The organism is Cohnella sp. GCM10020058, assembly GCF_042683485.1.
Lineage (GTDB): Bacteria > Bacillota > Bacilli > Paenibacillales > Paenibacillaceae > Cohnella.
This window is the reverse complement of record NZ_JBHUJV010000001.1, coordinates 432,747-445,726: the sequence shown is the minus strand read 5'-3', so window position 1 is coordinate 445,726 and position 12,980 is coordinate 432,747. Positions and strand designations below refer to the sequence as shown.

The 12,980-nt window shown below is 58.5% G+C and carries 11 protein-coding genes and 1 tRNA gene; 3 read left to right on the top strand and 9 right to left on the bottom strand.

What is annotated here, in order from left to right:
• Positions 1-414 precede the first annotated feature (414 nt).
• Together ACFSR7_RS01855 and nrdR are read right to left on the bottom strand one after the other, a co-directional pair.
• Positions 415-490: transfer RNA gene (locus ACFSR7_RS01855), tRNA-Ala, on the bottom strand.
• Between the two features lie 165 nt (positions 491-655).
• Positions 656-1,117, bottom strand: a complete 462-nt coding sequence (nrdR, locus tag ACFSR7_RS01850; protein ID WP_090113883.1) for a transcriptional regulator NrdR — start codon at positions 1,115-1,117, stop codon at positions 656-658.
• A 116-nt stretch (positions 1,118-1,233) separates the two neighbouring features.
• Here nrdR and ACFSR7_RS01845 point away from each other — a divergent pair, with 116 nt between their 5' ends.
• Positions 1,234-1,455 carry an alpha/beta-type small acid-soluble spore protein gene (locus ACFSR7_RS01845; RefSeq protein WP_090113886.1) on the top strand — a complete coding sequence of 74 codons (222 nt, stop codon included), beginning with the start codon at positions 1,234-1,236 and terminating at the stop codon, positions 1,453-1,455.
• Between the two features lie 83 nt (positions 1,456-1,538).
• On the opposite strand, the gene ACFSR7_RS01840 is transcribed toward ACFSR7_RS01845, so the two are convergent.
• The 5 genes from ACFSR7_RS01840 to polA all read right to left on the bottom strand — a co-directional run bounded on the left by ACFSR7_RS01840 (position 1,539) and on the right by polA (position 7,603).
• Positions 1,539-2,120 (bottom strand): lytic transglycosylase domain-containing protein, encoded by a 582-nt coding sequence (locus ACFSR7_RS01840; RefSeq protein ID WP_378158671.1) that lies wholly within the window; start codon positions 2,118-2,120, stop codon positions 1,539-1,541.
• The gene (gene coaE, locus ACFSR7_RS01835) at positions 2,117-2,725 is read right to left on the bottom strand and encodes a dephospho-CoA kinase (RefSeq protein ID WP_378158669.1); all 609 of its coding nucleotides are present in this window, start codon (positions 2,723-2,725) and stop codon (positions 2,117-2,119) included. Before coaE ends, ACFSR7_RS01840 begins: the two co-directional genes overlap by 4 nt.
• Before the next feature lie 279 nt (positions 2,726-3,004).
• Positions 3,005-3,778: an MntP/YtaF family protein gene (locus tag ACFSR7_RS01830; RefSeq protein ID WP_378158667.1), complete on the bottom strand. Its 774-nt coding sequence runs from the start codon at positions 3,776-3,778 to the stop codon at positions 3,005-3,007.
• A gap of 113 nt (positions 3,779-3,891) precedes the next feature.
• On the bottom strand, positions 3,892-4,833 hold the full coding sequence (mutM, locus tag ACFSR7_RS01825) for a DNA-formamidopyrimidine glycosylase (protein WP_378158666.1): 942 nt from the start codon (positions 4,831-4,833) through the stop codon (positions 3,892-3,894).
• A gap of 67 nt (positions 4,834-4,900) precedes the next feature.
• Positions 4,901-7,603 (bottom strand): DNA polymerase I, encoded by a 2,703-nt coding sequence (gene polA / locus ACFSR7_RS01820; protein ID WP_378158665.1) that lies wholly within the window; start codon positions 7,601-7,603, stop codon positions 4,901-4,903.
• Positions 7,604-7,773: 170 nt separating this feature from the next.
• On the opposite strand from polA, the gene ACFSR7_RS01815 reads away from it, so the two are divergent.
• Positions 7,774-8,916 carry an acyltransferase gene (locus ACFSR7_RS01815; RefSeq protein WP_378158663.1) on the top strand — a complete coding sequence of 381 codons (1,143 nt, stop codon included), beginning with the start codon at positions 7,774-7,776 and terminating at the stop codon, positions 8,914-8,916.
• Between the two features lie 188 nt (positions 8,917-9,104).
• On the top strand, positions 9,105-11,066 hold the full coding sequence (locus tag ACFSR7_RS01810) for a stalk domain-containing protein (protein WP_378158661.1): 1,962 nt from the start codon (positions 9,105-9,107) through the stop codon (positions 11,064-11,066).
• A 440-nt stretch (positions 11,067-11,506) separates the two neighbouring features.
• Here the strand turns inward: ACFSR7_RS01810 and phoU are convergent, their stop codons facing one another.
• Positions 11,507-12,166 (bottom strand): phosphate signaling complex protein PhoU, encoded by a 660-nt coding sequence (gene phoU / locus ACFSR7_RS01805; RefSeq protein ID WP_378122653.1) that lies wholly within the window; start codon positions 12,164-12,166, stop codon positions 11,507-11,509.
• A 25-nt stretch (positions 12,167-12,191) separates the two neighbouring features.
• Entirely contained in the window at positions 12,192-12,938 is a 747-nt protein-coding gene (pstB, locus tag ACFSR7_RS01800) for a phosphate ABC transporter ATP-binding protein PstB (RefSeq protein ID WP_378159061.1), read from the bottom strand.
• Positions 12,939-12,980: the final 42 nt, after the last annotated feature.

The following is a 12,980-nucleotide window of genomic DNA, read 5'->3' as shown; positions in this document are numbered from 1 at the left end:
TATCCATTGCCTAAGAAAAATCACCATATCGACTTGCCTTACGGGTATTGGACCTTGAAGGCTTTCCTTCGGATTCGGCAGCACGATGTAAAAATTTTCGTCCCCAATCCGTCCCCGATTCATCAAAACCGATGATTGACCCGCCGAAGAGGGAAAACACCAAAAGGAAAAAACCCTTGCTACGCAAGGGATTCGAGTATCGTATGTTTGGTGGAGCCAAGGGGGATAACGATATCCTCATTAACCTTTGCTGACGAAGCAGATTCGCCGATGTAGAGCGCAGCGGTAGATATCGATGCCATGCTCGTCCGCCTTCGGCTCCCTGCGCGTGGAACGCCCCCCGGGGTTCGCCCCCTCAGGGGCTCCACCAAATGCAAAAAACACGCCTTATTCGGCGTGTCTGAAGTTTGCATTTGGTGGAGCCAAGGGGGATCGAACCCCTGACCTCATCGCTGCCAGCGATGCGCTCTCCCAGCTGAGCTATGGCCCCATATGACGTATCGTTCGTTGGCGACAAGAATGATCTTATCACAGGATCAAAAGGCATGTCAACAATAAATTGAACAATTTTTCTTCATGTACATAAAGCTTAAAAGCTCTGCCCCTCTAAGGCGCAGAGCCTGTCCGCCTGCAAACCAATAACAAGTTCAAAACTTCAAATCCCGTGCTTATTAATAAGCACGTTCAATTCCTTAAGGAACATGTTGATGTCCTTGAACTGCCGGTACACGGACGCGAAGCGTACGTATGCGACCTCGTCGACCGGGTACAGCTGCTCCATGACGCTCTCGCCGATCATGTTGCTGTCGATCTCCGCCTGGGCGGTGTTGCGCAGCTCGCGCTCGACGTTGGAGACGAGGATCTCGAGCTGTCCGACGGATACGGGACGTTTCTCGCATGCGCGCAGCAGGCCGCGCAGCAGCTTCTCGCGGCTGAACTCTTCGCGGCTGCCGTCTTTCTTAATAACGATCAGCGGTGTCTCTTCGACCATCTCGAAAGTCGTGAAGCGGCGATTGCAGGATTCGCATTCGCGACGGCGGCGAATCGACTTGTTGTCGTTGGCCGGACGGGAGTCGAGCACCTTCGTACCGTTGTAGTCGCAATAAGGACATTTCATATGGATGCGGCTCTCCTTCGACGAGAGAAACTTTTTTTAAATTTCCAAGCCTTCCCTTACATGATTCCGGGGATAAGGCACATAATACGTTTACCAACCGCGAGGAGGTGAACAACATGAGCCAAGGAAACAACAGCAACAGCAACAACCTGGTCGTACCTCAATCTCACGGTGCGCTTGACCAACTGAAATATGAAGTTGCTCAAGAACTCGGCATTGCAATCCCGCAAGACGGTTACTACGGGAACATGGTTACTCGCGATACCGGTTCGATTGGTGGTAGCATCACTAAGCGCCTGGTACAAATCGCTGAGCAACAACTCGCAGGCCGTTTCTAAGTTCACGCTCTTCACCTAGGTAATTCAATAACAAGGAGTCCTGAAGCTTCGTGCTTCAGGGCTTCTTTTCCATTTTAACGCGCTTAAGACCAATTGTCATATAGTTCGTCATATTTCTTGCGGTAAAAAAGCACCTTCTGCACGTATCGCCGGGTTTCTCCGTAAGGGATATCAGAGATCGTCTCTTCGCGGCCGTCCCACTTGCCATCCCGGAGCCACTGCTTCACCTTGCCCGGTCCCGCATTGTATGCGGCCAGTGACTTGACCGCATCGCCGTCGAATTGCCGCAGCAGCTCCTTGAGGTACCAGGATCCGAGGCGAATGCCCGCGTCGGCTCGCTCTCCTGCGAGCTTGGCCGTGATGCTGCCGAAGTCGTCCTGCTTGAGGATCCATTCGGCGGTATCCGGCATGATCTGCATGATACCGATCGCGCCTTTCGGAGAGACAGCATTCGGCTCGAAATTGGATTCTACCCGTATGACAGCCGCAATCAGGCGAGGATCCACGGCATAGCGGTCCGCGTTCGACTGAATTTCTTTTTGGTACTGAATGGGGTATACCATCTTGCCAAGCCATTCCGAACGGATAAACAGCAACGCGACGATAATGAGGAACAGTAGCAAAAACCAGCGTTTTCGCTTCGGCCTCGTCCTTTTTTTACTCATAACGAAACCGTTCCCGACTGAAGCGACCGCCAGAAGCGATCCAGCTGCGCTTCAGTGTCGGCCAGCGTACCGCTATTGTCTATCACGTAATCGGCAAGCTGCCGTTTCTTTTCAATGTCCATTTGCGCGCCAAGTCGCTTGTCCGCTTCTTCAGGCGACAGCCCGTCGCGCTCGATCAGACGAATGCGCTGAATTTCGCGAGGAACGTAAGCCACCATGACGCTTTCGTATAAGTGTTGCAGCCCCGACTCGTACAGCAGCGGAATGTCCGCCACGACTAATCGGTCCGCCTGCTCCGCCTCAAGCACGGCGATCCGCTCGCGCATTCGCTCGCGAATGGCCGGGTGCGTGATCGCCTCAAGCGCTTTGCGCTCCTCCACATCCGCAAACACGATCGAACCCAACAACCGCCGGTCGAGCGTGCCGTCCTCCCGAATGACGTCTGCACCGAATCGCTCTGCGATCCGGGCGAGGGAAGCTTGTCCTGGTTCGACAATTTCCCGGGCAATTCGATCGGCGTCGACGAGTGCTGCCCCCCTGGCCACCAACATACGCGCGACTGTGCTCTTGCCGGTAGCAATGCCTCCGGTCAATCCGATGTTCATCCTGCCAACCTCCTTGCAGCGGCAAAGTATGCCGTCGTTCGCTCCAAATGAAAGGGTTGCCGTCCTTTGTACGATTATACCGCTCGCTCAGCTCTGGCGCTCCCCTGCCTTGCCATGCCATTATCCCGCTCGCTCAGCTCTGGTGCTACCCTGCCATGCCATTATCCCCTCGGCTCAGATACGGCTTCAAGCTGCACGAGCTGCGCAAATGCCGGATGAACCTGCTGAGTCAATGGGATAATGGCATGAGTCGTAAAAATCAAGCCTATACCGCAGACCTCAAGAGGCCTGCATCAGCTTGAATATGCCCATTACGATTAAAATAATGCCCGGCAACACGGTCAGTCTCTGCACCCAGCGCATTCCCGATGCCAGAAATCCGACGCGCATGCCCGCCCAAAGAAACATGCCGCTCGCCGCAGCGATCAAGATCGCGGTCGGCACAGCCGGGAATCCGACGAGCGCAGCGCCGATGCCCGCTCCGAACGCATCCAGCGACAAGGCAATGCCGAGCAGCAGCGCCTCGCCGGAGGTAATAATACCCGACCTGTCAACGTCGGCGACCGACGGCGTTCGCAGTATTTGTATAATAAGGCCGAACAATCGAAGCTCAAGCGTCAGCATCGGCACGACACTAACGGCGTCAGCTGCATGCGCCCCCTCTGCACCTGATCCCGATGCGAGAGATTCGCCAACCTGGGCGCGCTGCGCTGCTGCGTCGCTCTGTCCCCCGTCCGCTGACTCGCCGTTCGCCCCGGCACTTGTTTCTTTATCCGCCTTGCGATTACGCGCGAACTGGATTAATGCCCAAGTGCCGATTCCTATAAGAATCACCGCGCCCACGGCTTTGGATCCATACGGTGACAGCCACCCGGCGATCAGCGACCCTACGAGCATGGAGACGAGGATAACCACGCCCGAGCATGCCGCGATGATCGCGACGGACGGGAGCGGGATGCGAATCTTGCGAAGACCGTACGTAATGCCGACACCGAAGCCGTCCAAACTGACTGCAAACGCGAGAAATAATAAGGATGCCAAATGAGCGAGCATGATCTTACCTCCTGCATGGCGAAGACATACGTCGAACCCGGGTAGGGATCGACGGTTCTGTTCATCCTATGCAGAAGGGCAGGCGAATGCCCGCTTCAATCTCGAATAATCGGTTACGATTCGTCGTCAACCGATCCGTCCAACCTGCGCTTTACGGCGTTGCCGCCCTCGCGGTAACGCTTCGAAGCAGCCGCGCTGACGCCGCTCGCCGGTCCTGCGGCGCCCTTCGGCGGCTTTTGGCACTTGGCGCATACATGTGTGCCCCGTCCGCCGACGACCGACTTGACGATCGGATTGCCGCAGACCGGGCAGGACTCGCCGGTGCGCCCGTAGACGCGAAGCCGATGCTGGAACATGCCCATCTCGCCCTGTCCGTTGACGTAGGACTTGACCGAAGAGCCTCCGGCCTCGACAGCCGCCGTCAGCGTCGTTACGATCGCTTCATGCAGCCTGCCCCAGTCCTTTGGCTTGAGCTCGCCGGCCATGCGCTCGGGATGAATGCCCGCCAGATGGAGCGCCTCATCTACATAAATATTGCCGAGCCCTACGATCCATTCCTGATTCAGGAGCAGCGGCTTGATCTTTGTATTTCTGCGGCCCAGCGAGCCCCGCAGCGCCTCCGCGGTAAAGCCCGCCTCGAGCGGCTCGAGCCCGAGCTTCGCAAGCGGCGGCGACACGAGCTCCTCGCCTGCAGGGAATAAATGCATCGTGCCGAACTGCCGCACGTCCGTATACCTCAGCGCAGTGCCGTCCGTAAAATGGAAAATGACATGCGAGTGCTTGTCCAGCGGCGCGTCGTCCGCGAACATGCCGTACCGGCCTTCCATTCGCAAGTGGGAGACGAGGACGAGTCCGTCCAAGATCAGCCGCAGAAACTTGCCCCGCCGCTCTACAGCCGTAAACGTACGCCCCTCCAGCATCGCGCCGAAAACGTCGGGATCGTCCGGTTTTTGCAGGATGCGCGGCAGGCGCACCGTCACCGATCCGATTTGCTTGCCTACGATCAGCTCGCTCAGCGTGCGTCTGACCGTTTCTACCTCCGGTAGCTCCGGCATATTTGTCCATCCTTTCTCTAAGGTGACTGATCGATTCGCTAAAAATCGAACGCCGTTGCGTCGTCGCTTATTTGGCTTCGTACCAGTTGACGCCTGTGCTAACCTCCGCCTTCAGCGGCACGTCGAGCGGCAGTGCGGAAGCCATCACTTCCGGCACGAGCTTCTTCATCGTATCCAGTTCCTCCGGCGGCACCTCGAATACGAGTTCGTCATGCACCTGCAGCAGCATCCGGCTCTTTAGTCCTTCTGCCTTAATCGCTTCGGCCATGCGCACCATGGCAAGCTTGATAATATCTGCAGCCGTGCCCTGGATCGGCGTGTTCATGGCCGTACGCTCCGCGAACGAACGCAGGTTGAAGTTCGAAGAGCGGATGTCCGGAAGATAACGGCGCCGCTCGAGCATCGTCTTGACGTAGCCGTCCTGCTTGGCCTGCGCCACGATGTCGTCCATGTACCGGCGTACGCCAGGGAAAGCGGCAAAGTACTGCTCGATAAAGGATGCCGCTTCCTTCCGCGTAATGCCGAGGTTCTGGGACAGGCCATAGTCGCTGATCCCGTAAACGATGCCGAAGTTGACGGCTTTGGCGCTGCGCCGCATGTTGCCGTCCACCTGCTCGGCGCTGACGCCGAATACGTCCATTGCCGTCTTCGTATGAACGTCCATTTCCAGGCGGAACGCTTCCTTCAGCCCTTCGTCGCCTGAGATGTGCGCCAGCACGCGCAGCTCGATCTGCGAGTAGTCGGCGGCGAGAATCTGCCAGCCCGGCTCGGACGGCACGAACGCCTTGCGAATCTGGCGTCCCTCCTCCATGCGGATCGGGATGTTCTGCAGGTTGGGGTATTGGCTGCTGAGCCGGCCCGTCGCGGCGATCGTCTGACGGTAGTACGTATGGATCTTGCCGTCCTCCGGGCGAATTTCCTTGAGCAGTCCCTCGATATAAGTCGACTGCAGCTTGGCAAGCTGGCGGTAATGAAGGATGAGCCGCACGATCTCGTGATACGGCTCCAGCTTCTCCAGCACCTCGGCGTCCGTCGAATAGCCGGTCTTCGTCTTCTTGACGACGGGCAGACCGAGCTTGTCGAACAGCACCTCGCCGAGCTGCTTGGTCGAACCGATGTTGAATTCGAAGCCCGCGATCCGGTAGATCTCGGTCACGATCTGGCTAATCCGTCCCTGAAAGTCTTTGCCCAGCTCCTCAAGCGCCTCGGACTGCACGACGATGCCTTGCTTCTCCATGTCGGCGAGGATGATTGCAAGCGGCTGCTCGAGCTCGTAGTAAAGCGGCTTCATGCCTGCTTCGTCAAGCTCTGCCGCCTGCCGCGACGCGAGCCGCCGGACGGCATCCGCCTTGGCTGCCAGATGGGCGGCCAGCGCCTCGGGCTCCGGCACCTTGAACTTCGCGCCCTTGCCGTAAGCCGCTTCGTCGGAGGCGATGCCGGGAAGCCCGGCCTTCGCGAGCAGTCCGACAAGCGAAGGATCCGCATCGGTCGGGTCAAGCAGGTACGCCGCGAGCGAGCAGTCGAAAGCTTGGCCGCGCAGCTCGAGGCCCTTGCGTGCCAGCACGAGCTCGGCGCGGTGCAGGTCGTAGCCGGTCTTGGGCACGCCGGCATCCGCGAGCCAGTCCCTGAGCGGCGCGGCTTGCGGCGCCGTCAGCAGCGCCGCGAACGGGAGCGCGTATACCCGCTCTCCGGCGGCAACCGCGATCCCGATGCCTTCGCTCATGTGCGGGTTATCGCCGCTCGCGTCGAGGATGAAGCTATCGGCGTGCGGGAGCGCCTCCGCGAGCGCGGCCCAGTCCGCTTCATCGTTAACGCGCACCGTCTCGTAAGCGGCAGCGGCTTCGGCGGCGGACGCCGCGTCCGCTTCGCCCTCGCTGAGTGCGAGCCGTTCGATCAGCGACTTGAACTCGAGCTTGCGCAATGCGCCAAGCAGCACCGGTTCCTCGGCGCCTTCCCAGGCAAGCTGCTCCCAGTTCCGCTCAAGCGGGATCTCGCGCAAGATCGTCGCGAGCTCCTTGCTCATCTTCGCCGAGTCCATGTTGCTGCGCACGTTCTCTCCGAGCTTGCCCTTGATCTCTCCGGCATGCGCCAGCACCTCTTCGACGCTGCCATACTCCGCGAGCAGCTTGAGCGCCGTTTTCTCCCCGACCCCCGGAATGCCCGGAATATTGTCCGAAGCATCTCCCATGAGACCCTTCAGGTCGATGATCTGAAGCGGCGCCAGCCCGTATTTGTCTCCGATCGCCGCAGGCGTATAACGCTCCGTCTCGCTCACACCCTTGCGCGTGAGGAGCACGCTCGTCCGCTCGGACGCCAGCTGCAGCATATCCTTGTCTCCCGAGACGACGACCGCCTCGATGCCCGCTTGCTCGGCCTGCTTGGTCAGCGCGCCGATGATGTCGTCAGCCTCGTAGCCGGGAATCTCGTACCTTGCGATCGAGAACGCGTCCAGCAGCTCCTTGAGCAGCGGAAATTGCTCGGACAGCTCCGGCGGCGTCTTCTGGCGGCCGCCTTTGTATTCGGCATACCCCTCGTGGCGGAACACGGTCTTGCCCGCGTCAAACGCGACGATCAGATGCGACGGGCGCTCCTCCTCGAGTACCTTGAGCAGCATCGTCGTGAAGCCGAACACCGCGTTCGTCTGCAAGCCGGCAGCGTTCGTCAGCGGCGGCATCGCATAAAACGCCCGGAATACGATACTGTTGCCGTCGATCAAGAGCAGCTTGTCCCGCCCGCCTTCGCCTTGCCCGGTTTTCCATCGTTTTGCCATCGGTTTCGCACGCTCCATCCGTTCTTCTTCCATTAAGATCAATCATACCATAAACGCCGGAGACCGGGCGACGTCCGGAGCCGATCCCGCTTTAAGGAAAGTTTAAGCACTTGGCCCGGGCGGGCTGTGTTAATATTGCTAATATATTGGAACGGTAAGGAGAGTTCGCGTTGACCCAAGCGAGACGATACATCCCGGAAATTAACCTGATGCGAGCGATGGCGATACTGGCCGTCATCATGATTCACTCGACGAGCAATGCCCTGGTTCAGCTGCAGACAGCCTCTTCCTTTTATGGTCTCTACGTATTCCTGCATGATTTCGCCGTCTTCGCCGTGCCTGCGTTTATTTTTATAAGCGGGTTCGTGCTCACCTACAATTATGTCGGCAAACCGCTCACCGGCGGCACGATCGGCACCTTTTACCGCAAGCGCATTTGGAACGCCGTGCTTCCGTACGCGATCTTCAGCCTGTTCTATTTTCTGCTCAAAGCCAAATTCGCGCCGCCCGCCGATTCGGCGACGAAATTCCTTGAACAGCTGCTCACCGGACAAGCATACGGCCACTTGTATTTTATGTTTGTCATCATCCAGTACTATATCTTGTTCCCCATCTTGCTGCTCACGCTCCGCAGCGTCTGGGTCCGCCGCCATATCTGGTGGATCGGCATCGTCCTGCAATTGGGTTATTACTACCTGAATCGCGAATACATCGTCCATCAGACCGGATGGCCGGACGTCCTGCACCGTACGGGCAGCCTGTTCATTTCCTACTTCGGCGTCTTCACGGTCGCCGTGTGGATCGCCATCCACTTTGAACGGATTCTGTCCTGGTTCGCGGCGCGTCCCGCCGTTCGCCGTCTGTCCGTGCTGCTGGCCTACGCACTGTGGCTCGTATCGGGTTTCTACTACGTCTACTTGCGATATCAAGGTCTCGTGCACAAGGACTGGGCCGACGGACAGGTTTTCACCTATACGCAATTCGTGTTCAACCTCGCATCCGCCGTCGCGCTTTTCCTGCTCTCGAACGTCATCCTGCGTCGGCCTAAGGCGTTTTGGGCCAGACTGCTGGGCAATATCGGCATATGCTCCTTCGGGATCTATTTTGTTCACCCTGCCGTGCTTTACTACTACCGCGATATACCGGTTCCGGGCAACGGCATGCTGTTCCACGTTTATTACGCCTGCGAGTATCTCGCGGCGTTGCTGGTCGCATGGGTTGTCACCTGGACGATTCAGCGCAATTTCCGGTGGGCCTGGATCCTGTTCGGCACCTCCTCGGTACCTAAAAAGAAACCGTCCGCGTCGCGATAAACGGCGATCGAACCCCCTGTTTTCCGCGTAATTACGACGCCAAAAAGGAAGGCCGTCCGAGAGGACGGCTTTTTGTTCGCTGTTTCTTCACGATTTTAACGCAACTTTTAATTCCGGCATTCGTCTAGAATAGAGTCGCACACAACCGTAATCGTCGGATTTTAGAAGTAAAAGGAGACTTTAGCACTATGAATTGGAAGCTTGAAAGACAACGCTTGATTAAATGGATCACCGCCGCCGCGCTGCTCGTCACGCTGCTTGCACCGACCGCCACGCACGTAGCAACGGCCGCCGGCCCCAGCGACAACGTTCTTACTTTGACCCTGAACAAAGCGCAAGTATCGGTCAACGGCACGACGTACGCCTCTCCGCAGCCCGCACTTATCGTTAAAGGCGTCACCTATGCGCCTGTATCCATGCTCGCCGCCCGATTCGGCTATAAGATTGCTTACACCGCTTCATCCAAGACTTACACGATCTCCACAGACGGCAATTCGGTCGAATTCAAGACCGGCAGCACCTCGTTTTGGCTGAACGGAGCGAAGAACGCTTCCTCCGGCAAGACTTATATCTACAAAGGCAGCCTGATGGTTCCGCTGCGCGATTGGGTCAAGGCAACCGGCTCCAAGCTGTCGGCTGCGCCTGGCACCGTATCGCTCACCTGGAGCGTAGCGCCGACCGCCGACTTTAAGGTGGATCAGGACGTGATCTACGCCGGCCAGACGCAGGTCACTTACACCAGCTTGTCCAAAAATGCGAACAAGATCTGGTCCGAGAGCTGGGATGGCAACATGAGCGTATTCCCTGAGCCCGGTACATACGTGATCACCCGCAGCGTTCAGGACATGGCAGGCAATTGGCTGGATCCGTACGCCGTCTCGATCACCGTACTGCCTCCGAACCAGCCGCCTGTCGCTCAATTTACGACGGACAAGGACACGTATATGATCGGCGAGCCGATCACTTACACGAACCAGTCTTACGATGACGAGGACGCGATCGTGTCGACCGAGTGGTCGAACAACAAGCGGGGCTTTTTCGTATCCGGCCCGCAGACGATCTCGCTCCGCGTTACCGACAAGCACGGCAGCATTTCGGACTTTACCAAGACGATTACTATTTCGACGGATGTCATGTACACCGAGGCCGAATTCAACGAACGCTTCACCCTTGTCGGCGACAAATATCCGGTCGTCGGCTCGGACATTCTTAAGATTCCGACCGTGCCTTATACGTTCTACAGCTCGAACCGCGCGCTCATCGCTTCCGACAGTCCCGAGGATCTGACCGGTCCCGGCGTTCTGTACCGCGACACCCTGGCCGGCGACCTCCGCCTGTTCCTGTATCATCAGAACCTGGGCTCCGAGCCGCTCAAGATCTATCTCGCCGCAACCAACGAGAGCACGACCGAATCCGCATCGATCGACCTCGGCGCCTGGGGCAGCGCGGGTCCGGAGACGTTCGGCGCTTATACGGGCAAGATGGCGGCGATCCGTTACCTGGACGCCCGCGACACGCAGACGACCTCGACGACGTGGCTCGCGCCGGGCGCGACCAAGCTTATCGTGCCCGAGCTGAACCAGAAGGCGCTGTCCAAGGGCCAAACCTTCTCCGCCTACGCGGACCTGAGCTCATCGACGAACGTCAAGTACACGCTGTTCGCGGTGAAGAGCGGCGACGATCCGTTGACCACGCTGCCGACGCTCGGCGTCATGAAGCGCGACGGCAAGCACATCCGGGGCACGTTCCAGGGCGCGGACCGCGAGGTCGTCATCCAGGAGACGCTTGGCGACACGGCGAAGCGCATCGTGTTCGGCGACCACAGCATCGATCCGGCGCTCGACGGCATCGACCAGCTGAACGGCCAACCGGAGAACAACTGGGGCAACTTCGGCGTCGTCTACCACATGACGGTGCAGGTCAAAGCAAACACGCTCATCTCGCTTAACGCGCGGGGCGGCATCTACACCGGCGCCTTCCTCGTCAACGGCGTGAAGGTCCCCGTCACCAACACGAGCATCCTGGAAAACCCGAACGTCGCAACGCCGGTCTACCGCACCGGACAGTACAACGAGACGGTCGAGATTTCCTACCTGACGGCGCTCGGCTCCAATCTGCCGATCACGCTCATGTTTATCCCGATGAAATAATGCGAAAAGGGTTGTTCCTCCGCCAAGCGGATGGGAACAACCCTTTTTTTGCGTCTGAGGCGGCAGGGCGCTTGCATCGCCTTCTCTATAGGAGGCGATGGCCCTTACGGCAGCGGCACAGCGCTCATCGCCTTCTCTACAGGAGGCGATGGCCCTTCCAGCAGCGGCTTAGCGCTCATCGCCTTCTCTACAGCAGGCGATGCCCCTTTCGGCAGCGGCACAGCGCTCATCGCCTTCTCTACAGGAGGCGATGGCCCTTTCGGCGGCCGCTTAGCGCTCATCGCCTTCTCTACAGGAGGCGATCGCCCTTTCGGCGGCTGCACGCCGCCAAGCGTTCCCCGCCCCCGTCCCCCAAAAACAAAAGGCTGCCCTGCAGCCACAAATTGACTGCCCGGGCAACCCTTGTCTTGCGGCTTCGCCGCCGCACCTTCTGGCGATGCTTATTGGTTCAAGTCAGGACGCGTGCCGACGACGAGGAAGACAACGTTCTCGCCGATGTTCGTCGCATGATCCGCGATCCGCTCGATGTAGCGTCCCACGAAGCAAAGGTTCATTGCCTGGCCGACGTTCTTCTGATTCTCGCCGGCCAATTCGAACAGCTCACGCAAGATCTGGGAGTACAAAGCGTCTATCATATCGTCTTCCTTGGCCATTTTGTAGGCCAGGTCGACGTTCTCGTCGATGTAGGAACGGATCGAATCGCCGATCATTCCTTGCGCCAGCGAGGCCATCCGCGGCAGGTCCACGAGCGGCTTGATCAGCGATTGGCCTTCCAGCCGGATCGCGACCTTGGCGATATCGACGGACAGGTCGCCCATCCGCTCGAGATCCGAGGAGATCTTGAGCGCCACGAGAATGCGGCGCAGATCCTTCGCCACCGGCTGCTGCGTAGCGATCAGCTTGGACCCCAGATCGGCAATGCGCTCCTCGAGCCTGTTCAGCTCGGGATCGGCTTTGACGATGCGCTGCGCCAGCGGCCCGTTAAGGCCCTCCAGCGCCTGCATCGCGTCCCCAAGCGCCTTCTCCACTCTGTCTCCCATTTCTACCAGCATGTTCTGCAATTGCACGAGACCGATATCAAATTCCCTTCTCGCCGTCATTGGCCGTTTGCCCCTTCCAGGTCGATTAACCGAATCTTCCGGAGATATAGTCCTCCGTCCTTTGATCGCGCGGCGCCCGGAACAATTGCTCCGTCTCCGCGGATTCCACTACCTCTCCATTCAAGAAAAACACCGTCCGGTCCGAAATTCTGGCTGCTTGGTGCATGTTATGCGTGACCATGACGATCGTATAACTTTTTTTCAGTTCCCGCGTGAGCTCCTCGATCTTCGTCGTGGAGATCGGATCGAGCGCCGACGTCGATTCGTCCATGAGCAGGATGTCCGGCTCGATTGCGAGCGCCCGCGCGATGCACAGACGCTGTTGCTGGCCGCCCGACAGGCCCCAGGCGGATTTTTTCAGCACGTCCTTGACTTCAGACCATAGCGAAGCCGAGCGCAAACTCTTCTCCACGACGGCGTCCAGCTCGGACTTCTTGGTTACGCCGTGCAGGCGAGGTCCGTAGGCGACGTTGTCGTAGATCGACTTGGGAAAAGGATTCGGCTGCTGAAACACCATGCCGACCCGCTTCCGAAGGAACTCGACCTCCGTCTGCCCGTCGTAAATATTGCGGTCCTGGATGACCACCTCTCCTTCGATGCGCACGCCCGGAATCGTATCGTTCATCCGGTTGAGCGTCCGCAGCAGCGTCGACTTGCCGCAGCCCGAAGGCCCAATGAACGCAGTGATGCTTTTCTCCGGTATGGTCAAGTCCACGTTTTTAAGCGCTTGGAACTTTCCGTAGTACAGTTGCAGCTGTTTGGTCTCGATGATCACTAGCGCGCCTCCTCCTCATTGGGCCGGGCCTGCGGTCCG